This window comes from Priestia sp. YIM B13551 (assembly GCF_042787905.1).
Classification (GTDB): domain Bacteria; phylum Bacillota; class Bacilli; order Bacillales; family Bacillaceae_H; genus Priestia.
Genome location: NZ_JBHZOX010000001.1, coordinates 1,528,337 through 1,553,214, shown reverse-complemented (window position 1 = coordinate 1,553,214; position 24,878 = coordinate 1,528,337). Strand labels below are relative to the sequence as shown.

The following is a 24,878-nucleotide window of genomic DNA, read 5'->3' as shown; positions in this document are numbered from 1 at the left end:
TCCAGTCGTTTTTAAAAGGGGAGGTTTAGCGATGAGTACACTCAGTCAAAAGAAGGGTGTAGGTGGGACAATTTGGGACTTTATGACAACCGTTGACCATAAGAAAATTGCCATTCTTTATTTAATTGCCGGCGGTATCTTTTTTCTAGTCGGAGGAGTGGAAGCGCTATTTATACGTATTCAGCTGGCTATACCAAGCAATGACTTTGTCAGTGCAGGAACGTATAATGAAATTTTAACAATGCATGGAACAACGATGATTTTCTTAGCCGCAATGCCGCTTCTTTTTGCCATGATGAATGCAGTTGTTCCGCTGCAAATTGGAGCTCGAGATGTAGCATTTCCATTTTTAAATTTGTTAGGTTTTTGGCTGTTTGCCTTTGGGGGACTCTTTTTAAATCTAAGCTGGTTTTTAGGAGGAGCACCTGATGCAGGTTGGACATCATATGCTTCGCTGTCTATTGCATCACCTGGTCACGGAATTGATTTTTATGCGATAGGTTTGCAGATTTCGGGAGCCGGGACATTGATTTCAGGTATCAACTTTCTCGTGACAATCATTAACATGAGGGCGCCAGGTATGACTTATATGCGTATGCCGCTGTTTACGTGGACGACGTTTGTTGCATCAGCTCTTATTTTGTTTGCGTTTCCAGCACTAACGGTTGGATTGTTTTTAATGATTTTTGACCGCTTATTCGGTGGAAACTTTTTTGACGCCACAATGGGTGGAAACACCATTATCTGGGAACATCTTTTCTGGATATTCGGTCATCCGGAAGTATATATTTTAATTCTTCCAGCGTTTGGTGTTTTCTCTGAAATTTTACCTACTTTTTCAAGAAAGAGATTATTCGGGTACTCGTCGATGGTTTTTGCTACCGTATTAATCGGATTTTTAGGGTTCATGGTATGGGCTCACCACATGTTTACAACCGGACTTGGTCCGATTGCAAATGCCATTTTTGCTGTCGCTACGATGGCTATCGCCGTTCCAACTGGAATTAAAATTTTCAACTGGCTGTTTACGCTTTGGGGAGGAAGTATTGAGTTTACGTCTCCAATGCTGTATGCTGTCGCCTTTATTCCATCATTTGTTATCGGGGGAGTAACAGGAGTTATGGCAGCTGTAGCACCTGCAGATTATCAATTTCAAGATTCTTATTTTATCGTTGCCCACTTCCATTACGTTATCGTAGGCGGTGTCGTATACGCTATATTAGCGGGTGTCACATACTGGTGGCCAAAAATGTTTGGGAAGATGTTAGATGAAAAGTTAAGCAAAGCAACGTTCTGGCTCTTTTTGATTGGTTTCCACTTAACGTTCTTTATTCAGCATTTCTTAGGTCTAATGGGAATGCCTCGCCGCGTATGGACGTTCTTGCCTAATCAAGGTCTCGACCTTGGGAATGCAATCAGTTCATCAGGAGCTGCTTTCATGGCGGTTGCTACGCTCATTTTACTGTTTAATATTATAAAAACAACTGCCAAAGGACAAAAGGTAGGAGGAGACCCTTGGGGAGACGGACGCACATTAGAATGGGCTATTTCATCTCCGCCTCCAGAGTATAACTTTAAACAAACGCCGCTTGTACGCGGGTTAGATGCATATTGGATTGAAAAAATGGCAGGAAATAAAGAAATGACGCCAGCCGAACCTCTTGGTGATATTCATATGCCAAACTCGTCGTTTATTCCATTTATGATCTCGCTTGGAATGTTTATTGCAGGGATTGGATTTTTGTATCGAAATGACCATGCGTGGGGAGATATTGTGGGGATTATTGGAATGATCGTCATGTTTTTATCGATGTTCTTCCGTTCATGGATTGATGATCACGGCTTTCATATTCATAAAGAAGACTTAGTTGATGATGACAAGGAGGCGAAGATGTAATGGAGACTGAACAAAAGCTAACTGCTGAAACTTTCCCTGCTTCGCCTGAAAAAGCAACGCTCGAAGGGAAAAATAAATTTACTGGCTTTTGGCTCTTTCTAGGCGGAGAGACGGTTTTGTTTGCTTCACTTTTTGCTACTTATTTAGCTTTGCGCAACTCAACGATGTCAGGACCTAAGCCGGAAGAATTGTTTGATATTAAGCTTGTTTTTGCAGCCACGATGATTTTATTAACAAGTTCACTAACAAGCGTATATGCTATGTATCATATGAAAAATTTTGAATTTAAAAAGATGCAGCTATGGTTAGGCGTTACGTGGCTTTTAGGTTTAGCTTTCTTAGGATTAGAAATTTATGAGTTCAGGCATTATGTTCATGAAGGGCATACGTTCACAAGCAGCGCATTCGGTTCTTCTTTCTATGCGCTAGTTGGAACTCACGGAGCTCACGTAACGTTTGGATTGCTTTGGATTGGTTCTTTAATGATTCGAAATGCGAAGCGGGGGTTAAACTTATATAACGCTCCTAAATATTATGTCGCAAGTTTATACTGGCACTTTATCGATGTTGTGTGGGTCTTTATTTTCACGGTTGTATATTTAATGGGAATGGTGGGATAAGCTGATGACGACAAATCAATCAAACTCAGATAACCCAAGGCTCAATTTAGAGTATCGCAAAAAAAGAAACGCAGAAGATATGAAGATGCAAGTTGTCTCTTTTGCGATGATGCTGTTTTTAACACTAATTGCTTTTTTTGCGGTTTATCAAGAGTTTAGCGGATGGTACATTATGCCGGTGATTGTGCTCTTGGCCGTTGTTCAAGTCATCTTTCAACTTTATTATTTCATGCATATGAACCACAAAGGACATACCATACCAGCATTTTTCTTGTATTCAGGCGTATTGGTAGCTCTTTTAACCATTTTAGCTTTTGTAACCATTATTTGGTGGTAAAGAGAAGGGCTGGCATGCGCCAGTCCTTTTCATCATCTGTAGAAGGAGGAATAGACGTTGATTAACAATTTGCAGATGTTTGGTTTTGAAGCACTTTGGAGTCCTTACTATTTTTTAACCATTTGTCTGGTGACCATCTTATATTTTTTCATCGTTGGTAGATGGAGAGGGAATTTTATGGGAGCGGAGGCCGTAAACAGAAAAACAAAAGCATATTTTATTATTAGCATGGTTCTTTTATATATATGTAAAGGAGGACCCGTAGATTTACTAGGGCATTTTATGTTTAGTGCTCACATGACGCAAATGGCCATCGTTTACTTGGTGATTCCTCCGCTTTTTATTTTAGGAATTCCGCCGTGGCTAGCTCGTTCTGTTATTTATGTAAAAGGGGTTAAACATGTTTTTAAATTCTTTACAAAGCCTTTAATTGCTCTGCTATTATTTAATGGGTTATTCTCTTTGTATCATATTCCGCTGCTTTTTGATGTTATTAAAACGAATATGATGCTCCACGGAATCGTGAGTGTTGTATTATTTATCGCTGCATTTTGCATGTGGTGGCCACTTGTTAATCAGCTAGAAGAAGAACAAACGCTAAGTTCTTTAAAAAAACTTGGATACATTTTTGCAGATGGTGTACTCCTTACTCCAGCATGCGCGCTGATTATTTTTGCAAATCACTCTTTATATGCGACGTATACAGACTCAAGCGCTTGGGTACAAGCTCTTTCCCTTTGTGTACCGCCTTCTATGATTGCAAGTTTAGGGCAGCTTGCTCCCGAGATGTTTAATACGCTGCCGCCCGTGGAAGATCAGCAGCTAGGGGGCGTTATTATGAAGATCATTCAAGAAATTGTGTATGGAACGGTTTTAGGCTTTATTTTTTTTCAGTGGGCTCGAAAAGAACGAGAGAAAGATACGTACATGCCTGATTTTAGTGAACGTCAAGATATAAAAGCAAAGGAGATTCCATCTACTCCTCCTTTGAATTAAAAACAGATTGCCACATAACTACATTAATCCAATCTAAAGACAAACAAATGAGATAAAGGAGCTGAACCGCTTGTGACACCGCAGTTGATTTCCAGGCAAGGCTTCGCTTTCCACGAGCGGGCGCTGAGCCTCCTCGTCGCTTGCGCTCCTGCCGGGTCTCATCTGTGCCGCTTTTCCGGTAGGAGTCTTTGCCTTGCTCTCTGATCAACAGCTAGAAGCAGCTACACGAAACCTATGTTCAATATGACAACAAAAAACGAACTACCAATCAATAATTTTGATTAGTAGTTCGCATTTAACTTCAACTAACATACTTTTGTCTCAGCCTCTTTTACTTCTATAGCTGAACGGTTTCAAGCTGTGATTTGATTTGTGTTAATATCTTTTCACACTGTTCTACAAGGGATGGCGGAAAGTATTCGCCGTCTCCATATTCTACACCGTGAGGATAATAATGTTTGCCTAGTAGAGGTGTCATAAGATGAATAACAGCATGCCTGCCCCCTACGTCGCCTGAAATAGCATGTCCTTGTACTCGCAAATAGAAGGTATCTCGCTGAAACTCGAATTTTCGATCGTACGTGACGCGTTCATAATCCCATTGTCCGGCGCGGACCAGACCAAATTGATGCATAATCTCATCTAATAAATCTAAATCAACCTTTAATGAATCAAATTTTGCATATTCAAATTTCATATGAACTCCCTCCCAAAACAGATATACCCCAATTAAATCATAAGCCGAATGGATAAAACTTGCAATATCTAATAAGGAAAAATGTAAACGTTATCTATTTTTATTTAAACGTTTTAAATACGAAAGTTTACTAAAAAGTTGGTCACACTATAAAACGAACACACGATGTAAAGGAGGATAAAACAATGAAAACTGTACAAGAGGTAATGACAGCTGATACGGAAACATGCACCACGCTTGATAACGTATATGAAGTAGCAGTGAAAATGAAGGAATGGAATGTAGGAGCAATTCCAATTGTCGATAGAGATCAGCTAGTAGGAATGATTACAGATCGAGACTTAGTTATAAAAGGCATTGCAGAAAAGAAGCCAAATTCAAGTAAAGTAACGGATGTTATGAGTGAAGAGCTTATAACTATTACAGCGGAAGCCTCTGTAGAAGAAGCTTCTAAGCTTATGGCTCAACATCAAATCCGTCGTCTTCCCGTTGTGGAAAATCAAAAGCTAGTAGGGATTGTATCGCTAGGTGATTTATCAACGTTTCGCTATGCAAATGAACGTGCAGGAGAAGCGCTCTCAGACATTTCACAACAAACGCATTAAAAAGCGAAAGCCAACTGTTTGCAGTATATTCGTAAATAGTTGGCTTTTTCTTTTGTTTCCTTCATACCGATAGCTATTTTTTTTTGAATGCATGTATAATAGAGATAAAAATAAGTTAAACAGGTAAAGAAAACAGGTGTAAGGAGAGGAAGAAAAGCTGAAAAAAGTTATTTTTATTCTCGTATTAATAGTGGCATTTGTATACGCGGAGGATTATTTACCTCAGCTAGAAAAATATCTAACGGGTCAAAATATTGAGCAAAACCAAACGGATTCCAAAAGTCAGCCCACACAAGAAGTGGCTTCTTATGAAAAACAAAGTGAAAATATGATGAGGCTCATTGGAGATCATTCAGAACAGTTAATTGGAATGCTTGGAGAGCCGGATCGTATTGATTCTTCTGCATATGGCTATGACTGGTGGATTTACAAAAAGAATCGTCAAACGTATGCGCAGGTAGGAGTAGAAAATAATCAAGTCGTATCTGTATACGTCATTGGCTCAAAAACAAATACAGATCCTTTTGAGATTGGTGAGAAGCGAGAGGAAGTAGAAAAAAGAGTTTCACTTTCATCCGAACTCACGCTTCAGAAAGGCGGAAATGAATACCGATTTCGTCTGAGTGAAGAGGATATGAAAATGCGTCCCATTATTAAATATGGAGATGTATACGTCCAACTATATTTTGATCAGTTCCTTAATACAATCTCAAGTATTCGAATTATGGACATGGACACGCTATTAAAACAGCGCCCGTACGAAATTGTTTATCGCGGCGAGCTTCCAACAGCTCCGTCATTGACATTGGAGGAGTGGAAAAGTGTCCAAGAAGGAGAAGAGCAGCAAATTATCGATATTACAAATGTAATTCGAGACCGGTTTCAGCTGTCACCTTTAGCTTGGGACGAAGCCACTGCTGGAGTAGCTTATTTACACAGCAAAGAAATGAGCGACTTAAACTATTTCTCTCACGTTTCACCAGCACAAGGTGATTTAGGCAACCGTCTGCAAAAAGGTGATGTAGTATATCGTATCGCGGGCGAAAATATTGCCTCGAATTATCAGGATGGAATCGCTGCGGTTGAAGGGTGGCTTAATAGTGAGGGACATCGTAAGGCTTTACTCAATAAAGAGTTTACGCGTCTTGGTGTAGGTGTATATGAGAAATATTACACGCAAAACTTTATCACTCCGATGAATGAATAGTAAGATTAAAACTTCCTTTTGAAAATAGGTCTACTCTTGTCCTCTTTCTCATAAGTTTTAGTAGAGGTTAGAGGAGGGACGAGAATGAAAGGAAGAATAGTAGGAATATTGCTCGTACTTTTCTTTGCATATACGACTACTGTACATGCAGCTGAAGGGCAGTGGGAAAAGCTTGATAACTTATCTGATCAAACGCTATCGCTTGTAGAGCAAAAGGAGTATAAAGCAGCCCAACATTTGTTCAGAAACTTTTCGAATGAATTTACCAGTCTCAATACAGCTTCTTTGGGCGTTTCGGCCGAAGATATACGTATTTTAACTCTTTGTTATGAACAGGTAGAAAGGTCTCTTTTATCTTCTGATTCCAGTGATGAAGAACGTCTTCAAAAAGCTACTCAATTTCGATTGTTAGTCGATGCGCTGCACAGCAAGCATCAGCCTATGTGGACTGAGCTCGAAGGCAGTATGCTAGCAACATTTAAAGAGATGCGAAATGAAGCGGTAAAAGGAGAACAAGCGGCTTATGAAGCGCAGCTTAAGCAATTTTTGAAGGAATATGATATGATCTTACCGAGCGCGCAGGTAGACGTGTCGTCTCCCTACGTACAGCGTGTGAGCGCGGACGTTCACTTTTTACAAACTGAAGGAACGCCAAGTGAGATTAACGATGAGCAGTTTAACCAAATGGAACAAAACTTAAAAGATTTTTTTGAACAAGTAAAAGAAAATCGTACAGACCCGTCTTTTATTTGGGTTACAATTACCACCGGAAGTATTATTATTGCTACACTTTTTTATGTAGGAGCGCGAAAATATTTTGCTGACCAGAAAAGAAAGTCAGCTAGAGGGCGTAATGATTGACGTAAAAGCGCAGAATTGTCTAAAATAAAAGAGTAGTCAAACACATAATGAAAGGTGTGGGTAAATGAGCTTTTTGATTTATTTTCTCATTATTATCCTTGTGCCAATTTGGGCACAGTTTAAGGTGAGAAGTGCTTACAAAAAATATTCACAAGTAAGCAACTCATCAGGAATGACAGGCGCAGAAGTGGCAAGAAAAATTTTGGATGAAAACGGGTTGTACAACGTTCACGTAGAGCCTGTAGGCGGATTTTTATCGGATCACTACGATCCTCGTTCAAAAGTAATTCGTTTATCAGAAGACAACTATTACGGAACGTCTGTCGCGGGCGCTGCCGTTGCGGCTCACGAAGTGGGACACGCGATTCAAGACAAAGAAAACTATTCGTTTTTACGTCTTCGCCACTCCCTTGTGCCGGTGGCAAGCCTTGGATCAAACGCTTCTTGGATTTTAATTATGATTGGAATTATCGCGTCGATTAAGCCGTTGCTATTGTTAGGTATTATTTTCATGGCAGCAGCGGTCGTATTCCAAGTTGTAACACTGCCTGTTGAATTTAACGCTTCAAGCCGAGCGATGACGCAAATCGTCTCAGTCGGAGCGATTCGAAATGACGAAGAGCGCGAGACGCGTAAAGTGCTTAACGCAGCGGCTTTAACATACGTAGCAGCCGCAGCAGTAGCGGTTCTTGAGTTGGTTCGTTTAATCATGATTTATACAGGAATGAATAACGACGACTAATAAAAAAATACCGCATTAGCGGTATTTTTTTATCTTTCAAGCGGTTTTTTATTTTCATCAAGGGTAAATCCTTCGCCTAAGACATCATGAACATCCGTAACTGCAACGAATGCGTGTGGATCTACAGAAGTAATAACTTGCTTTAAACGGAAAATTTCATTTTTACTAACCACGCAGTATAGTACGTTGGTATCTTGCTTAGAAAAAGAACCTTGTCCTTTTAAAATCGTCACGCCTCGATCCATTTCTTTCATAATTTTATCCGATATGGCTTCGTTATGATTTGAAATGATCGTTGCTCCTTTGGCGGCATACGCGCCGTCTTGCATAAAGTCAATAACCCGTGCAGCGACAAAGACTGCAACAAGTGTGTACATAGCTTCTCGGTAGGATAAATAAATGAGAGACGCACTAATCACAATAAAGTCAAAAAGAAACATCGTTTTTCCCATATTCCACCCGATATATTTTTGAACAACACGTGCGATGATATCGACTCCTCCTGTTGTTCCTCCAAACCTGAAAATAATGCCAAGACCCACTCCAATAAAAACACCGGCAAAAAGAGCTGCTAGAGTCATATCATGACGCAGGGGCATATTCACCGGGAAGCGCTGGAATATCCATAAAAATAGCGATAAGCTAACGACTCCGAGCATGGTATAAATAAATGCTGTTCTCCCTAATAGTTTCCACCCTACAAAAAACAAAGGAATATTTAACACTAAGTTAGAATAAGAGGGATCAATGTTAAATAAGAAAAATAAAAGCAGGGTAATGCCTGTGAATCCACCTTCAGCTAAATTGTTTTGCATGTTAAAATTAACAAGTCCAAACGCAAATATGGCAGCACCAAGCAGTATAAAAATAATATTTTTAAATCTGAGACCTTTCATACTTACAAACCTCCTATGACCGTTTTTGCACTACCTTATCATAAAGGAATATATTTCATTTCGTAAATAACTATCGAAAAGATTTTTGAAAATAGTAAAAAGTGATGATGTTTCTTCTAGTGCTATGTATTAGTAGTATCCTCAATTCGTAAAATATAGACAGATTTTTGAGAATTAAGGGAAACGCGAGGAATATTGTGAAAGAGCATCTGACAAAGGCTTGGTAAGAAGAAGTAATTACACTAAATAATTTGAAGTAAAGATGTTATAATAGTAAGCTGAGTGTACTTCTAAAAGAGGTGAAATAAAAAGATGTCAAAAAAAACGATGGAGCAAATGCAGCAAGAAGTTGATGCATATATTAGCCAATTTAAAGAAGGATATTTTAGTCCTCTTGCTATGCTTGCGCGAATGTCGGAAGAAGTGGGCGAATTATCGCGCGAAATTAACCACTATTATGGTGAAAAGCCGAAGAAAACGACTGAAGCAGAACGTACGGTCGAAGAAGAAATGGGCGACATTTTATTTGTATTAATTTGCTTTGCAAATTCATTAAATATTGATTTACAAGAAGCGCATGATCGCGTTATGAATAAATTTAATACGCGTGACAAAGATCGCTGGACGAAAAAAGAAGACTAAGGAGAGAAAAAGAATGGACAAAATTCGAATTGTACTTGCAGGACCAAGAGGTCGTATGGGAAAAGAAGCTGTATTATTAATAGAAGAAACAGAGCATTTTGAATTAGTAGCAGCGGTAGATCGTATCAATGAAGGAAAATACATAAGTGATATTGAAGGAATGCCAAATGTACAAGCGCCAATCTACACGGATATTGAAAAATGTTTTCAAGACGTTAAGGCAGATGTTTTAGTTGACTTGACAACACCTGAAATTGGGCGCGTTCATACTAAAACAGCCCTAACATATGGAGTAAGACCTGTTGTAGGAACCACTGGCTTTTCAGAAGAAGATTTAAAAGAATTAAAGCAGCTTGCTGAAGAGAAGGAACTTGGCTGTATCATTGCACCTAATTTTGCGATTGGCGCTATTTTAATGATGAAGTTTTCACAAATGGCAGCTAAATACTTTGATGATGTTGAAATTATTGAAATGCATCACGATCAAAAGTTAGATGCACCATCAGGAACAGGCTTAAAAACAGCGGAGCTTATCAGTGAAGTTCGTGAAGCAAAAAAACAGGGTCATCCTGAGGAAAAAGAATTGCTAGAAGGGGCGCGCGGTGCAGATTATGAAGGAATCCGCCTACATAGCGTACGCCTGCCAGGGCTGATTGCTCACCAAGAAGTAATGTTCGGAGGATTTGGACAAACATTAAAAATCCGTCATGATTCATACAACCGTGCTTCTTTTATGTCAGGTGTGAAGCTAGCTGTTGATACAGTTATGAACGTAGACACACTTGTATATGGATTAGAAAATATTATTGACTAAGGAGCGAGAAAAATGAAAATCGCCTTAATTGCACATGATAAAAAGAAAAATGATATGGTACAATTCACAACAGCCTATCAAGCGATTTTACAGGAACATTCGCTGTTCGCAACAGGAACAACAGGAACGCGTATTTCAGAAGCAACAGGTTTGAAGGTTCACCGCTTTCAATCAGGGCCGCTTGGAGGAGATCAGGAGATAGGAGCTTTAATTGCTCAAAATGAAATGGATATGGTTATTTTTTTCCGCGATCCGTTAACAGCTCAGCCTCATGAACCTGATATTTCAGCTCTGATGCGCCTATGTGACGTCTATGCGGTTCCTCTTGCAACGAATATGGGAACAGCAGAGATTTTAATTCATGGACTTGAACGAGGCGATTTGCATTGGCGTTCAATTATAAAAAAATAGGGTGAAGATAATGAAAGAAACAATAGATATCCTTGCCTTTGGTGCTCATGCCGATGATGTAGAAATCGGTATGGGTGGAACCATTGCAAGAATGAGTGAACAAGGTTTGAAGGTAGTTATTTGCGATTTGACGCAAGCTGAACTTTCTTCAAATGGAACGGTTGAAATTCGAAAACGAGAAGCGTCCAAAGCTGCTGATGTCTTAGGTGTTCATGAGCGAATTCATCTGCATTTGCCAGACAGAGGTTTGGTTTTAAAGGCAGAGTATATAGCTGAAATTGCATCAGTCATTCGCACGTATCAACCAAGGATTATATTTGCTCCTTACTTTGAAGATCGTCATCCTGATCATGGAAATTGTGCAAAGCTTGTAGAAGAGGCCATGTTTTCCGCTGGCGTTAAAAATTATATCGATTATAAAAAGCAAAAAGCTCATCGTGCTGAGTCTCTTTATTTCTATATGATAAATGGATTTCATAAGCCAGATTTTATCGTAGATGTATCAAGCACGTTTCAAAAGAAAGTAGCTAGTCTAGAGGCTTATGAAAGTCAATTTATAAAAACAGCAGATACGTTTGATACGCCGCTGGTAAACGGATATATTGAAACGGTAGAGAGCAGAGAGAGATTATTTGGCAAAGAAGTCGGGGTAGCATACGGTGAAGGTTTTTTATCTAAAAAACCGATTTTGATGTACGACGATTTAGTAGGTGGAAAATAAATGAAGTTAAAAATTGGTATTACATGTTATGCTTCCGTTGGAGGTTCAGGAGTGGTAGCAACGGAGCTAGGGAAGCTGCTGGCTGAAAAGGGGCACGAAATTCATTTTATTTCCTCTAGCATGCCTTTTAGATTGACGAAAGTATATCCAAATATTTATTTTCACGAAGTAGATGTAAATCAGTACTCCGTCTTTAAATACCCTCCGTATGATCTCGCTTTATCCAGTAAAATGGCTGAAGTGGCTAAAAGAGAAAAGCTTGACATTATTCATACGCACTATGCAATCCCCCATGCCGTTTGCGGGATTTTAGCTAAACAAATGGTGGAGCACGAAGTGAAAATTGTGACGACTCTTCATGGGACAGATATTACGGTTCTAGGAGAGGATCCATCGTTAAAAGATTTAATTAAATTTGGAATTGAGAAATCAGATGCAGTGACTGCTGTATCTCAGTCACTTGTTGATCAAACTCACCATTTAATTAGTCCAGATAAAGAAATTGAAACGATGTATAATTTTATTGATGAACGAGTTTATCATAAAAAAGAAGTGCAGTATTTAAAAGCGGAGTATGGCATATTAGAAAATGAAAAAGTCGTTATTCATATTTCAAACTTTCGTCAAGTCAAACGAGTTACAGATATAGTCAAAACATTTGCTATTATTAATAAAAAGCTTCAGTCTAAGCTGCTGCTTGTAGGGGACGGCCCTGAAATGACGGTTGTGTCTCAATTAGTAAGAGAGCTAAATCTTCAAGATTCTGTGTTATTTCTTGGGAAACAAGAAAATGTAGCAGAATTATATTCGATTAGCGATTTAAAACTGTTATTATCTGAAAAAGAAAGCTTTGGGCTTGTACTTTTAGAAGCTATGGCTTGTGGTGTTCCATGCATCGGAACAAATATAGGCGGAATTCCCGAAGTAATTGAACACGAAAAAACAGGATATATTTGCGAAGTGGGAGACGTCGAAGAGGCAGCGAGCAAAGCAATTCAGCTACTTGAAAATGAACAGCTGCATCACCAAATGAGGGAAGCGTCTCTAAGCGCAGTTAATCATAAATTTCATTCAACAGAGATTGTGAGTCAATATGAAAAACTTTATTATAAATTGGTACAGGGTTGAAGAATGGAGGAAGTTATGAAAGAACCGTTCATTCATCCGCTTTATATTATTGAAAAACTGGAGACAGCCGGTTACGAAGCGTATTTTGTTGGAGGAGCGGTCCGGGATCTCATTTTAAATCGGACGATTGGAGATATTGATATCGCTACGTCAGCTAGGCCTGAACAAGTGATGGAACTCTTTCCTAAGACGATTCATGTAGGAATCGAGCATGGTACGGTTGTCGTTGTCCATGAGAACGAGACCTATGAGGTAACCACTTTTCGCTCTGAGGGAGAATATGATGATTTTCGTCGTCCCTCGTCCGTTACGTTTATTTCGTCTCTGATAGAAGATTTGCAGCGTCGCGATTTTACAATCAATGCAATGGCTATGAATGCAAAAGGAGAAATCATTGATCCATTTAATGGAAGAGAAGATTTGCGAAATCAGTTAATTCGCACTGTCGGAAATGCTAAAGAACGCTTTCATGAAGATGCTCTTCGTATGATGAGAGCCGTTCGCTTTGTCAGTCAGCTGGCGTTTTCGCTGTCTGATCAAACTAAAAGAGCCATTCAGCAATACGGTGAACTGCTGAGGCATGTTTCTATTGAACGCATTACAGTTGAATTCGAAAAAATGCTGAGCGGAAAGCGTCCGTCTTTAGCATTAGCACTTGTAGCAGATACGGAGCTGTATCGCTACTTGCCCCAACTGAATGTAGATCCGCAAAAATTCCGATCTGTTTGTGCACACGATTGGATGATGCTTCAGCGAGTATCGGAGTCATGGACACTTCTGGTACATCTACTCGACATTCAAGACAAGCAGGCATTTTTTAAAAGCTGGAAATTATCTAATAAGCAAATTAAAGATATTCAGCTTCAGTCTATTGGTCTTCGAGACGTTTTGGAAAATGGATGGTCAAAACGCATCATGTATACCATTGGAGAGCAGGCCAGCGTGAGCGTGAATCGTATTTTACAACTTCTTCGAAGCAATGAGTATATGAATGAACATGAGCTTCTTTACATCTATAGCGAGCTGCCTATTCATTCTTTAAAAGATTTAGATATAAATGGTCAAGATCTGTTAGTGTGGACAGGTAAAAAGGGTGGTCCATGGGTGTCTCAACTGTTAAAAGAAATTGAGGAGAAAGTTCTATACAATGAGTTAATGAACACGAAATCTTCAATAAGAAAGTGGGTGCAGTCTTGCAGTCAGATATAAGAAGAACACTGCTTGAAATGTTTACGAACGCAGATGGGGACTATGTGTCCGGCCAAAAGATCAGCGATTTATTAGGCTGTTCAAGAACAGCTGTATGGAAGCATATCGAAGAGCTACGAAAAGACGGCTATGAACTTGAAGCTGTTCGTAAAAAAGGCTATCGCATTGTTGGGAAGCCGAACAAAGTAAGCAGCAACGAGCTTTTATTAGGGCTCCAAACAACAAAAATCGGTCAGTATATTCATTATGAGGAAAGCGTGCATTCTACTCAAAAAATTGCTCATCGAATTGCTCAAGATGGAGCCAAAGAAGGAACGGTCGTAGTTGCTGAAGAGCAAACGGCAGGGAGAGGAAGACTTGATAGAGCGTGGTATTCCCCAAAATATACTGGTGCCTGGATGAGTATTATACTGCGTCCTTCTATCCCTCCGCAGCAGGCTCCTCAGCTGACTCTACTATCAGCAGTGGCTGTTGTACAGGCCATTCAAGAAGTGACGAACCTTTCTCCAGACATTAAATGGCCTAATGATGTTTTATTAAATGGGAAGAAGCTAGTTGGGATTTTAACAGAAATGCAGGCTGATTTTGACCGGATTCATTCGGTCATCATAGGAATCGGCATCAATGTGAATCAGCAGGAAACGGATTTTAATGAACAAATCAAACACATTGCCACATCTTTACGTATTGAAAAAGGTGAAGAAATTAATCGTGCGGCTTTGATGCAAGCGTTTTTCTTAAAGTTAGAAACCCTTTACGAAGAATACTTAAAAAATGGCTTTGGTTTAATTAAAGTTCTTTGGGAAACGTATGCGATCAGTATTGGAAAGCGAATTATAGCACGCACGATGACAGCCAACATTGAAGGCTTTGCAAAAGGTATAACAGATGAAGGCGTTTTATTGATTGAAGATGATGAAGGAGTTATACACCGAATTCATTCTGCAGATATTGAGCTCTCTGCTAAAAAATAGTAGAAAAATAAAGAAATTTTTATTATAATACGAGTATCAAGGTAGTATCGCAAGAACTTCACTTGATACTCGTTTGTTTATTTTTAATACGACAATAAATCTGCCTTGATCCATTAAGGACTAGGACAGAGGGATGACGCGTAGGTAAGCACATTAGGTAAAGTGTGCTTTTTATAGATCAAGTCTGTCAAAGTCCTTCTTCCTTTTATAGGTAGAAGGACTTTTTGTGTGCAGACGTGCGCTCATCTCCTCTGAGAAGGAGGAGAAAGTTAGTGAAAACAAAATTAGATTTTTTACGTATGAAACAAAACAATGAACCAATTGTGATGCTGACTGCGTACGATTATCCGTCAGCTAAGTACGCTGAGGAAGCAGGCGTAGACATGATTTTAGTAGGCGATTCTCTAGGAATGGTCGTTTTAGGATATGACTCTACGATTCCTGTAACGGTAGATGATATGATTCATCATACAAAAGCGGTTAAAAGAGGAGCTGCTGATACATTTATCGTCACCGACATGCCATTTATGTCCTATCACGTGTCGAAAGAAGACACGATGAAAAATGCTGCTCGTATTATGCAGGAAAGCGGAGCTCATGCTTTAAAAGTAGAAGGTGCAAAGGATGTTCTTTATACAATTTCAGAATTGACGCAAGCTGGTATTCCGGTTGTTGCACATCTCGGGTTAACTCCTCAGTCTGTCGGTGTCCTGGGCGGTTATAAAGTGCAGGGAAAAGAAGCGAAAGAAGCCAAACAGCTAATCCAAGACGCTATCAAGTGTGAGCAGGCGGGAGCTATTGCTGTTGTATTAGAATGTGTTCCTAAACAAGTAGCAAAACAAGTAGCTGAACGCTTGAGCATTCCAACAATCGGAATTGGAGCAGGAGCTGACACGGATGGTCAAGTACTTGTATACCACGATGTATTAACGTACGGAGTAGAGCGTGTACCAAAATTTGTTCAGTCATTTGCGAAAATAAATGAGCCTATTTTACAGGGGCTTTCTCAGTATGTAAGTGAAGTGAAAAAAAGAGAGTTTCCGAAAGAAGCACATACTTTTTCAATGAAAGAAGAGCAGTTAACGGCACTGTACGGAGGGAAATAAGATGAAAGTCATTACAACAATTAAAGACATGCAGCAGGAGATGAAAAAAGAAAAGCAGCTTGGACGCTCAATTGGATTTGTCCCGACGATGGGCTACTTGCATGAAGGCCATGCTACTTTGCTTGGAGCAGCCCGCACAGAAAATGAAGTAGTGGCGCTAAGTATTTTTGTGAACCCGACTCAATTTGGACCAAATGAAGATTTTGATACGTATCCAAGAGATTTTGAGCGCGATGAGCGCGTGGCAAAAGAAGCTAACGTCGACTATTTATTTTATCCTTCAGTAGAGGAAATGTATAAGTTAAGCCGTTCAGTTGCTATAACCGTGACAGATCGTGTAGACGTATTGTGTGGACAGAAGCGCCCCGGTCATTTTGACGGAGTAGCCACGGTACTAACAAAGCTTTTTCACATTGTAACACCAGATCGTGCATACTTTGGTAAAAAAGATGCACAGCAAGTTGCTGTAGTAGATGGCCTAATTGAAGACTTTAATTTCCCAGTGGAGCTTAGAGCAGTAGATACGGTGAGAGAAGCAGATGGATTAGCTAAAAGTTCTCGTAACGTATATTTAACAGATAAAGAAAGAGAAGAGGCACCTGTTTTATTTAAGAGTTTACAAAGCGCTCTGCAGCTTCTTGAAAGCGGAGAGAAGCACGTAGAAATTATTAAACAGGCCATTCGAAAAGAAATTGAGCAATATACGAGCGGTAAAGTGGATTATATCGAGGTTTATACGTATCCAGGGCTAAAAACGATTAAACAAGCCGCTGGCAAAATCATCATTGCTTTAGCTGTTCAATTCTCTAAAGCTCGTTTAATTGATAATGTAATTGTAGACGTACAGGGGGATAACTAAATGTTTCGCACGATGATGAATGCTAAAATACACAGAGCTCATGTAACTGAAGCCAACTTAAATTATGTTGGCAGTATCACCATTGATGAAGATATCATCGACGCAGTAGGAATCGCAGCAAACGAAAAAGTCCAAATTGTAAACAATAATAACGGAGCTCGCTTGGAAACGTACGTTATTCCCGGCGAACGCGGGAGCGGCGTAGTTTGTTTAAATGGAGCTGCTGCAAGACTTGTGCAGCCTGGAGATATCATCATCATTATCTCTTATGCGCTCGTAGCAAATGAAGAAGTAGCTCACCATCATCCAACCGTAGCGATTATGAATGAGCAGAATAAAATCCAACAATTGCTTAAACAAGAACCAGCTGGTACAATTCTATAAGAACAGTCCCCCTTTATGAGGGGGATTTTTATTTGAATACATACGCTAGTAAGTGAACGGTATATACCTCTATACACACTAAAGTAAAACTTCTATGTATGGAAGCCTCTCTGTTTTTCACGAGAAGGAGTTGCGCTTTTAAAGCATATAGAGCAGGCTTTCACTTTATACTATAAAAAGACAGACTTGCGAGGTGTTGACCGTGAATAAACGCTTTGTTGTGGTAGATCTTGAAACGACGGGACATTCTCCAAAACAAGGAGATAAAATGATTCAATTTGCTGCTGTCATAGTAGAAGACGGCAAAATTGTTGAACGTTTTTCTAGTTTTTTAAATCCTGGTATGGATATTCCGCCTTTTATTACACAACTAACTAACATTCAAAATGATATGGTGAAAGATGCGCCTTTATTTGAAGAAATTTCACCTAAAATTATAGAATTGCTAGATGATGCTTATTTTGTTGCACATAATGTGGCATTTGATTTAACTTTTTTACAAGAAGAACTCTATCAGTGCGGAGAGGAGACGCTTTATAATTCAACCGTAGACACCGTCGAACTGGCTCGGATTCTGCTGCCTACAGTTGATGGGTACAAACTTAGCCAATTAGCTGAGTATTTACATATTGAACATGAAAACCCTCATCAAGCAGATAGTGATGCAGAAGTAACGGCACGTATTTTACTGTTACTAATTGAGAAATTAAAGAAGCTACCTCTAACAACCTTAAAGCAGCTGTATGCGCTAAGCTTGCACTTTAAAAGTGAAATTGGAGAACTGATTCAACAAGTTATAGATGATAAAAGTTATGCCGAGGATGGTTCTTATGAATTTATACATGGCATTGCGCTAAACAAATATCAGCCGCATTCAGCTAATGAAAAGCAGCACTCTCATACTTACGAAATATTTGAAACTGAAAAGCAAAAGCTGTTCCATCAGGCTCTGCCATTGTTTGAAGAACGAAAAGGGCAGTGGGAGATGATGAACTTTGTACAAGAGTGCTTTGCAGGTAATGAGCATGCTTTAATTGAAGCCGGGACCGGTATTGGTAAAACCTACGCTTATTTAGTTCCTGCCGTGTTTTATGCTTCTGTTCATCATCACCCAGTCATTATCTCGACTAACACGGTAACGCTTCAGCAGCAAATCATCGAAAAAGATGTGCCCATTCTAGAAAAGATTGTTCCGTTTCCTGTTACGGCAGCTGTTTTAAAAGGAAGAGAACACTACATTAGTATAAGAAAATTTATTCAGCTCTTAAAAGAGCGCAATAATAATTACGATGCGATCCTCACAAAAGCGAAGCTGCTTATTTGGCTGACGGAAACGGAAACGGGCGATAGCGATGAAATAAACCTGCCTTCTGGCGGCAAACTTTTTTGGGAACAGCTAAACGAAAGCAATCCGTCTCCAAGTGACTTTAAGCATCCTTGGAAACTTTATTCTTTTTATGAACGAGCGCAGAACAGAGCGCAAAATGCCCATATAGTAGTGACAAATCATCGCTTGCTGTTGATGGATGTGATGAGTAATCATGAGCTGCTGCCTGAGTATGAACAGATTATTATTGACGAGGCTCATCACTTAGAAGACATTGCTGGAGAAGAGCTGGGGGAGCGCTTAGATTATTTTGCGGTTCATGCGCTATTAAACCGAATCGGAACCATTCAAGACAAAGGGCTGTTAAAAAAAGTTCATCATACGTTTGTGAAATATAGTATCGAGCTTAACACTGAACTTCTTCAAAACCTGTTTGTGCAGCTTCATTCTGAGTGCGATGACTTATTTCGTTTGATTCATTCTTTTGTCCAAAAAAGAATCGGCAATCAGCAGGGCGAGATTGGAAGAAGCAGCTATCGATATAAAGTGGAAAAAGAGCATGGGCATTACTGGACGGCTATTCAAGAAGCAGCGTCGCGCATTCGTTTTTTAATTCACGATCTTTTTACATGGAATGATGGGGCAAGACATTCCTTTGACGAACTATATGACAAAGTCACAAAAAATGAACAGTCGTCTCTTCATGAATTTCAAACGGCTGTTAAAGGATTTGAACACATATCTCAGCAAATAGAAAAGCTTTTGTTCAAACAGCAGAGTCATCACGTAACGTGGTTTGAGATTGAACCAAAAGGAGCAGCGAATGCTACGTATATCTATAGTCAGCCTACCTCCATTGCCGATACGCTGGCTGATGAATTTTTCGCTAAGAAACAAAGCGTTATTTTAACATCGGCTACATTGACGGTGAATGGAACATTTGATTATTTAATTCAAGAGCTAGGGTTATATGACTTTCAGCCTGCTCAACTCATTCTCCCTTCCGAGTTTGATTATGAGAAGCAAGCTAGAGTCTATATTCCTCAAGATATGCCTGCTGTTAACGAAGTATCATTATATGAGTATAGCGCTATGATGGCAGAAAATATTCTTGACGTAGCTAAAGTAACAAATGGTCGTATGCTGGTGCTTTTTACTTCATATGACATGTTGAAAGCTACGTATGGTTATTTAAAAGAGTTAAACGATCTTGAAGAGTTTGTACTGCTCGGTCAAGGAGTCACAACTAGAAATCGTAATAGACTGCTAAAGGACTTCAGCCAGTTTGAGCATTCCATTCTATTAGGTACAAACAGTCTGTGGGAAGGAATTGATCTGCCAGGAGATTTATTATCATGCCTCGTAATTGTCAGACTTCCTTTTTCATCTCCAAATCAACCTCTGCTGACAGCTAAATTTGAGCAGATGAAAAAAGAAGGAAAAAGTCCTTTTATGAATTATTCACTTCCCCAGGCCGTTATCCGTTTTAAACAAGGATTTGGACGGTTGATTCGTTCCAAAAGTGACCGAGGAGCTATATTTATTTTTGATAATCGTATTACGCGAACAGCATATGGGTACCATTTCCTTCACTCACTTCCAAAAGTCCAGGTTGTTCAAAAAACGTTTTCGAATATATTACTGGACTACAAAGAATGGTGGAATGAAAAGACTTGAGCATACGCTTAAGTCTTTTTTTTATGCATACTGTTTCTTCACTTGAGAGACGATAGTAATATACTATGATAAGCAAATGAGGACAGTGTATGATTAAAATATTAATAAGTGCTGTACTGTTTTTTAGTTTTATGAACTGTTCGGTTTCAGCAGCCGTTATTAAAAACGTAGATTTTGGTTTACAAGCTGATGAAGTAGTGATCACCTTTTTACCTCTTTCAGCTGGAGAAGCGAGTCTGATTCAAGACGGAAGCGGTGAGACTATTTTGATAAATACCGGGAATGCATCTTCCTATCCCGAGCTAAAGAAGTGGTTGAAGCGATATAAAGTAAAAAAAATCAACCAATTAGTGATTACGAAACAGCAAAAGTACTATGATTCAAATGTTCAGCGAGCTGTGAATGATTATCATATAGAGCGTATTATTGTCCCGGCTCAGTACCAGGCGGAATTTCAAACAGAGAAGTGGAAAGAAAGTGATTTATTTCAGTTAACAAATAATATACACGTTGATGTCTTGCATGCATCGAAGCAAAAAACAGCGGCTATGGATCTATTATTTACGATCGGAGAACATCGGATTCTATATGCAATGAGCAGCTCAGATGAAGTAGAAGAAAAGTTTTTACGCATTCCTCTTACCCATGTAGATGTATTGAAAATTCCTAATTTTGGAGAGGGAACGTTTTTTTCGAATGCATTTTTGAAGCAATTAGATACACAGCTTGCGGTTGCGTTTACGAAACCAGGCCGTTCCTATTCCCCTCGACTGCTTTCAAATTTAACAGCTGAATGGATTGAATTATATGACGTAAGAGAGGGGAGCGCTTACTCTATTAAAATGTCGCTAAAATCCTATGATGTGATGAAATTTTCTGCAAAATAAATAAATTTCCTTTTGCAAAAAGAGGTAAATTCCTTATAATATTATATATGTTTACTTATTTATTCGGTTTTTACGCAAAACGTACAGATTGGATTGATGAGTGAAAAAGATGACGATGGTTTTTGATACCTGTTATAATACGGATATCGTCATTTTTGCGTCGTGATAGACGAGCTAGGAGGTTTACAATGGAAAGTAGGATTGAAGTATTATCAACTGTCCGCGTGGAAAATTCCTCGGATTTATATAAAATTGTTGATAGTTTGAATCGCACGTTGAAAAAGCAAGATTTGATGTTCGGATTAGCGTTAGATGAAGAAGATCAAAGCAAAGCTGTATTTACAATTTATCGTACATAAGTAGGGATTTTATGAAAAAGTTAATTATTGTAGCGGTAGCTGCTGTGCTTTTAATTATCGGGGGCATTTCTTTTAGCATTTATCACTCGTCCGTGAAGGATGTGCAGTCTGCTGAGGAAAAAGCAGCATCCCAAGCAAAAAAAGAATTTAATTTGAAATCTGTCACAAGCACCCAGCCATATTTCGGCAATCATGCATTTTATGTAGTAGAAGGTACAAACCGAAGCAATCAAAAGGTAATTGCTTGGATGCCTAAAAGCAAAAAACAAACAGCTGTTTTAAAGAAAGCAAGCAGCGGGATCACAAAAGAGAAAGCCATTTCCATTGTGAAAAATGATAAAAACCCGCAGGAAATTAAGTCGGTGCGCCTAGGCATTGAAAATAAAAAGCCGCTGTGGGAAGTAACATATGTGGATAAAGATAAGAAACATTTAACATACTATTATCTTGATTTCTCTAGCGGTGAATTTATAAAACGATACAGCTTATCTCAATCATAAATCGTTTATACCATATGAAATACCATATGTGTCATAATATAAGATTTCAGCGCTTTATGAAAATGAAGCCAATTTTTTATCTATAATCAGCCCGCGGGCTGATTATAGCTTTAGTTCATAGGGGGAGATTTTAGTGAAGTTAGCAAAACGTGTATCAGCATTAACGCCATCATCAACATTAGCGATTACAGCAAAAGCGAAAGAATTGAAAGCGGCTGGTCATGATGTGATTGGACTTGGAGCAGGGGAACCTGATTTTAATACGCCGCAGCACATTTTAGAAGCGGCTGTTACAGCAATGAATGATGGTCAGACAAAATATACGCCAGCAGGCGGCCTTGCACCATTAAAAGAAGCGGTAATTGAAAAATTCAAACGCGACCAAGGCCTGACGTATTCACCTTCTGAAATTATTGTTTGTACAGGTGCTAAGCACGCACTGTATACGTTATTTCAAGTTCTGTTAGACGAAGGTGACGAAGTGATTATCCCAACTCCTTACTGGGTAAGTTATCCTGAGCAAGTAAAGTTAGCAGAAGGTACACCAGTATTCGTTGAAGGTTCTGAAAATAACGAATTTAAAATCACACCTGAACAATTAGAAGCGGCTATTACTGCTAAAACCAAAGCTGTTATTATCAATTCACCAAGCAACCCAACAGGTATGATTTACACAAGAGAAGAGCTACAAGCTTTAGGAGAAGTTTGCTTGAAGCACGATATTTTTATCGTATCAGATGAAATTTATGAAAAGCTTGTGTATGGTCAAAATGAACATGTATCGATTGCACAGCTTTCACCAGCGTTAAAAGAAAAAACAATTATCATTAACGGTGTTTCTAAGTCACATTCCATGACGGGCTGGCGCATTGGATATGCAGCTGGTGATGCTACAGTTATTAAAGCGATGACAAACCTAGCGAGTCACAGCACGTCAAATCCAACATCTATTGCTCAATATGCAACAATTGCTGCTTATAACGGCACTCAGGAGCCGGTGGAAATGATGCGACAAGCTTTTGAAGAGCGTCTAAACGTAATTCATGAAAAGCTGATTAACATTCCAGGGTTCTCATGCTTAAAACCACAGGGTGCTTTCTACTTATTCCCTAATGCAATTGAAGCTGCAAAGTTAACTGGTTTTGATACAGTTGATGCATGGGTAGAAGCTATTTTAGAAGAAGAGAAGGTAGCGCTAGTGCCTGGTTCAGGATTCGGTTCACCTGAAAATGTACGTCTTTCTTATGCTACATCACTAGATCTGCTAGAAAAAGCAGTGGAACGCATCCATTCATTTATGACTCGTCATATGAAATAAAAAAGATTATATTTAAAAACAAAGGAGCCTTTTAGCACAAATCACACGTGTTAGAAGGCTCTTTTTGTTTGTTACTTGTTATTATGTTTGTCGAAATGTATAATAGGATGGCATACATAATTACGAAATGTAAGTTTTTTGGAGGGATATTAATCGTGAAAATTACGATTTCAGAAGCAAGCAAGCATGTAGGAAAAGAAGTAACAATTGGTGCTTGGTTAGCGAATAAACGTTCAAGTGGTAAAATTGCCTTTTTACAGCTGCGCGATGGATCAGGATTCATGCAAGGGGTAGTTGTAAAAGCTGAAGTAGAAGAAGAAACTTTTAAATTAGCTAAATCTATGACGCAAGAATCATCACTATATGTAACAGGTGTGGTGCGTGAAGATGAGCGCTCACCGTTTGGCTATGAGTTAACAGTTACAAGCCTTGAAGTTATTCATGAAGCTGTTGATTATCCAATTACGCCAAAAGAACATGGAACAGAGTTCTTAATGGATAACCGTCATTTATGGCTCCGTTCTAAACGTCAACATGCTGTTATGAAGGTTCGTAACGAAATTATTCGTGCAACGTACGAATTCTTTAACGAAAACGGGTTTACAAAAGTAGATCCTCCAATCCTAACAGGAAGTGCTCCTGAAGGAACAACAGAATTATTCCACACGAAATATTTTGAGGAAGATGCATATCTTTCTCAAAGTGGACAGCTTTATATGGAAGCAGCGGCAATGGCGCTCGGAAAAGTATTTTCATTCGGTCCAACGTTCCGCGCTGAAAAATCTAAAACACGTCGTCATTTAATTGAGTTTTGGATGATTGAACCAGAGATGGCTTTCTACCAATTCGAAGATAACTTGAAAGTACAGGAAGAGTATGTGTCTCATGTCGTACAGTCTGTTTTAACAAACTGTAAGTTAGAGTTAAATGTACTAGGCCGTGATACATCTAAGTTAGAACAAATTAAAGCGCCATTCCCTCGTATTTCGTACGATGAGGCTCTTAAATTTTTACATGAAAAAGGATTTACAGACATTCAGTGGGGAGATGACTTTGGAGCACCGCATGAAACGGCTATCGCAGAAAGCTATGACAAGCCGGTATTCATTACACACTATCCAACGTCATTAAAACCATTTTATATGCAGCCAGATCCAACAAATGAAGACGTAGTATTATGCGCAGACTTAATCGCACCAGAAGGCTACGGAGAAATCATTGGAGGCTCTGAACGTATTCATGATCAAGAGCTTTTAGCGCAGCGTGTAGAAGAGCACAAATTAGATACTGAAACGTATAAGTGGTATTTAGAGCTTCGTAAGTATGGCTCAGTTCCACATTCAGGATTTGGTTTAGGCCTTGAGCGTACGGTAGCATGGATTAGCGGCGTAGAACACGTTCGTGAAACGATTCCATTCCCACGCTTATTAAACCGTCTATACCCGTAAGGAAGTGAAAAAAGTATTCTGACTCTTGTAGTCAGGATACTTTTTTAGCTTTTTTTATGAATCATAAAAAGAAAAGAAAAACGAGGCTTTTACTTATATCATAAGGAAACAAAGGCAAACATAGAAAAGAGTCTAACTTAAAAGGGAGTTGCAATTCTCGAAAAAATAAGTTAGTGTAATATTCTTGGAAGGAAGTCATCGTTCGTATATATTTTATATGTGCAGAGCAATGGTACGGTTTCAGCGGAAATTTTTA

The 24,878-nt window shown here is 39.1% G+C and carries 27 protein-coding genes; 24 read left to right on the top strand and 3 right to left on the bottom strand.

Annotated features, from left to right (window positions below):
• The first annotated feature begins 31 nt into the window (after positions 1 to 31).
• Genes ctaD through ctaG form a run of 4 tightly spaced genes read left to right on the top strand, consistent with a single transcriptional unit; the run spans position 32 to position 3,850 of the window.
• A complete protein-coding gene (gene ctaD, locus ACFX4N_RS07900) occupies positions 32 to 1,897 on the top strand; it encodes a cytochrome c oxidase subunit I (RefSeq protein ID WP_029325121.1) in 1,866 nt (621 codons plus the stop codon).
• Positions 1,897 to 2,517 carry a cytochrome c oxidase subunit III gene (gene ctaE / locus ACFX4N_RS07895; protein WP_013056081.1) on the top strand — a complete coding sequence of 207 codons (621 nt, stop codon included), beginning with the start codon at positions 1,897 to 1,899 and terminating at the stop codon, positions 2,515 to 2,517. The genes ctaD and ctaE overlap by 1 nt, the downstream gene beginning before the upstream one ends.
• Positions 2,518 to 2,521: 4 nt before the next feature.
• Entirely contained in the window at positions 2,522 to 2,854 is a 333-nt protein-coding gene (gene ctaF / locus ACFX4N_RS07890; protein WP_013056082.1) for a cytochrome c oxidase subunit IVB, read from the top strand.
• 57 nt (positions 2,855 to 2,911) lie between these two features.
• Positions 2,912 to 3,850, top strand: a complete 939-nt coding sequence (ctaG, locus tag ACFX4N_RS07885; RefSeq protein WP_082611902.1) for a cytochrome c oxidase assembly factor CtaG — start codon at positions 2,912 to 2,914, stop codon at positions 3,848 to 3,850.
• Here the strand turns inward: ctaG and ACFX4N_RS07880 are convergent.
• A complete protein-coding gene (locus ACFX4N_RS07880) occupies positions 3,831 to 4,058 on the bottom strand; it encodes a hypothetical protein (RefSeq protein ID WP_192100613.1) in 228 nt (75 codons plus the stop codon). The two genes, ctaG and ACFX4N_RS07880, sit on opposite strands and share 20 nt — an antisense overlap.
• 129 nt (positions 4,059 to 4,187) lie before the next feature.
• Positions 4,188 to 4,547 carry a YugN family protein gene (locus ACFX4N_RS07875; protein WP_013056084.1) on the bottom strand — a complete coding sequence of 120 codons (360 nt, stop codon included), beginning with the start codon at positions 4,545 to 4,547 and terminating at the stop codon, positions 4,188 to 4,190.
• 185 nt (positions 4,548 to 4,732) lie between these two features.
• Here ACFX4N_RS07875 and ACFX4N_RS07870 point away from each other — a divergent pair, with 185 nt between their 5' ends.
• From ACFX4N_RS07870 to ACFX4N_RS07855, 4 genes are all read left to right on the top strand, one after another.
• Positions 4,733 to 5,152 (top strand): CBS domain-containing protein, encoded by a 420-nt coding sequence (locus ACFX4N_RS07870; RefSeq protein WP_013056085.1) that lies wholly within the window; start codon positions 4,733 to 4,735, stop codon positions 5,150 to 5,152.
• A gap of 190 nt (positions 5,153 to 5,342) precedes the next feature.
• Positions 5,343 to 6,359 carry a CAP domain-containing protein gene (locus ACFX4N_RS07865; protein WP_057274572.1) on the top strand — a complete coding sequence of 339 codons (1,017 nt, stop codon included), beginning with the start codon at positions 5,343 to 5,345 and terminating at the stop codon, positions 6,357 to 6,359.
• 84 nt (positions 6,360 to 6,443) lie between these two features.
• Positions 6,444 to 7,220 (top strand): sporulation protein YpjB, encoded by a 777-nt coding sequence (locus tag ACFX4N_RS07860; protein WP_013056087.1) that lies wholly within the window; start codon positions 6,444 to 6,446, stop codon positions 7,218 to 7,220.
• A gap of 64 nt (positions 7,221 to 7,284) precedes the next feature.
• Positions 7,285 to 7,962, top strand: coding sequence for a zinc metallopeptidase (locus tag ACFX4N_RS07855; protein ID WP_013056088.1), 678 nt, complete (start codon positions 7,285 to 7,287; stop codon positions 7,960 to 7,962).
• A 29-nt stretch (positions 7,963 to 7,991) separates the two neighbouring features.
• Here ACFX4N_RS07855 and ACFX4N_RS07850 read toward each other — a convergent pair whose 3' ends face one another.
• Positions 7,992 to 8,858 (bottom strand): YitT family protein, encoded by an 867-nt coding sequence (locus tag ACFX4N_RS07850; RefSeq protein ID WP_013056089.1) that lies wholly within the window; start codon positions 8,856 to 8,858, stop codon positions 7,992 to 7,994.
• Positions 8,859 to 9,170: 312 nt separating this feature from the next.
• Between ACFX4N_RS07850 and ACFX4N_RS07845 the strand changes: the two genes are divergently transcribed.
• The 16 genes from ACFX4N_RS07845 (at position 9,171) to asnS (ending at position 24,622) form a co-directional block, all read left to right on the top strand.
• On the top strand, positions 9,171 to 9,500 hold the full coding sequence (locus tag ACFX4N_RS07845; protein ID WP_013056090.1) for a nucleotide pyrophosphohydrolase: 330 nt from the start codon (positions 9,171 to 9,173) through the stop codon (positions 9,498 to 9,500).
• A gap of 13 nt (positions 9,501 to 9,513) precedes the next feature.
• Positions 9,514 to 10,314: a 4-hydroxy-tetrahydrodipicolinate reductase gene (gene dapB, locus ACFX4N_RS07840; protein ID WP_013056091.1), complete on the top strand. Its 801-nt coding sequence runs from the start codon at positions 9,514 to 9,516 to the stop codon at positions 10,312 to 10,314.
• 12 nt (positions 10,315 to 10,326) lie between these two features.
• Positions 10,327 to 10,725, top strand: coding sequence for a methylglyoxal synthase (mgsA, locus tag ACFX4N_RS07835; RefSeq protein WP_013056092.1), 399 nt, complete (start codon positions 10,327 to 10,329; stop codon positions 10,723 to 10,725).
• Between the two features lie 10 nt (positions 10,726 to 10,735).
• Complete coding sequence (bshB1, locus tag ACFX4N_RS07830; protein WP_053487028.1) at positions 10,736 to 11,446, top strand: bacillithiol biosynthesis deacetylase BshB1; 711 nt, start codon at positions 10,736 to 10,738, stop codon at positions 11,444 to 11,446.
• Positions 11,447 to 12,574, top strand: coding sequence for an N-acetyl-alpha-D-glucosaminyl L-malate synthase BshA (gene bshA / locus ACFX4N_RS07825; RefSeq protein WP_013056094.1), 1,128 nt, complete (start codon positions 11,447 to 11,449; stop codon positions 12,572 to 12,574). It abuts the gene before it with no gap.
• A gap of 15 nt (positions 12,575 to 12,589) precedes the next feature.
• The gene (locus ACFX4N_RS07820) at positions 12,590 to 13,783 is read left to right on the top strand and encodes a CCA tRNA nucleotidyltransferase (RefSeq protein WP_013056095.1); all 1,194 of its coding nucleotides are present in this window, start codon (positions 12,590 to 12,592) and stop codon (positions 13,781 to 13,783) included.
• Complete coding sequence (locus ACFX4N_RS07815; RefSeq protein WP_082611907.1) at positions 13,768 to 14,757, top strand: biotin--[acetyl-CoA-carboxylase] ligase; 990 nt, start codon at positions 13,768 to 13,770, stop codon at positions 14,755 to 14,757. Before ACFX4N_RS07820 ends, ACFX4N_RS07815 begins: the two co-directional genes overlap by 16 nt.
• 272 nt (positions 14,758 to 15,029) lie before the next feature.
• A complete protein-coding gene (panB, locus tag ACFX4N_RS07810; RefSeq protein ID WP_028407963.1) occupies positions 15,030 to 15,863 on the top strand; it encodes a 3-methyl-2-oxobutanoate hydroxymethyltransferase in 834 nt (277 codons plus the stop codon).
• A 1-nt stretch (position 15,864) separates the two neighbouring features.
• Positions 15,865 to 16,722, top strand: coding sequence for a pantoate--beta-alanine ligase (panC, locus tag ACFX4N_RS07805; protein ID WP_377261182.1), 858 nt, complete (start codon positions 15,865 to 15,867; stop codon positions 16,720 to 16,722).
• Positions 16,723 to 17,106 carry an aspartate 1-decarboxylase gene (gene panD / locus ACFX4N_RS07800; RefSeq protein WP_013056099.1) on the top strand — a complete coding sequence of 128 codons (384 nt, stop codon included), beginning with the start codon at positions 16,723 to 16,725 and terminating at the stop codon, positions 17,104 to 17,106.
• Positions 17,107 to 17,308: 202 nt separating this feature from the next.
• The gene (gene dinG / locus ACFX4N_RS07795) at positions 17,309 to 20,110 is read left to right on the top strand and encodes an ATP-dependent DNA helicase DinG (protein WP_377261179.1); all 2,802 of its coding nucleotides are present in this window, start codon (positions 17,309 to 17,311) and stop codon (positions 20,108 to 20,110) included.
• A gap of 89 nt (positions 20,111 to 20,199) precedes the next feature.
• Positions 20,200 to 20,997 (top strand): ComEC/Rec2 family competence protein, encoded by a 798-nt coding sequence (locus ACFX4N_RS07790; protein WP_013056101.1) that lies wholly within the window; start codon positions 20,200 to 20,202, stop codon positions 20,995 to 20,997.
• 188 nt (positions 20,998 to 21,185) lie between these two features.
• Positions 21,186 to 21,356, top strand: coding sequence for a YpmA family protein (locus tag ACFX4N_RS07785; RefSeq protein ID WP_013056102.1), 171 nt, complete (start codon positions 21,186 to 21,188; stop codon positions 21,354 to 21,356).
• Positions 21,357 to 21,367: 11 nt separating this feature from the next.
• Complete coding sequence (locus ACFX4N_RS07780; protein WP_013056103.1) at positions 21,368 to 21,856, top strand: cell wall elongation regulator TseB-like domain-containing protein; 489 nt, start codon at positions 21,368 to 21,370, stop codon at positions 21,854 to 21,856.
• Between the two features lie 133 nt (positions 21,857 to 21,989).
• On the top strand, positions 21,990 to 23,174 hold the full coding sequence (locus tag ACFX4N_RS07775) for a pyridoxal phosphate-dependent aminotransferase (RefSeq protein ID WP_013056104.1): 1,185 nt from the start codon (positions 21,990 to 21,992) through the stop codon (positions 23,172 to 23,174).
• 155 nt (positions 23,175 to 23,329) lie between these two features.
• The gene (asnS, locus tag ACFX4N_RS07770; protein ID WP_013056105.1) at positions 23,330 to 24,622 is read left to right on the top strand and encodes an asparagine--tRNA ligase; all 1,293 of its coding nucleotides are present in this window, start codon (positions 23,330 to 23,332) and stop codon (positions 24,620 to 24,622) included.
• Positions 24,623 to 24,878: the final 256 nt, after the last annotated feature.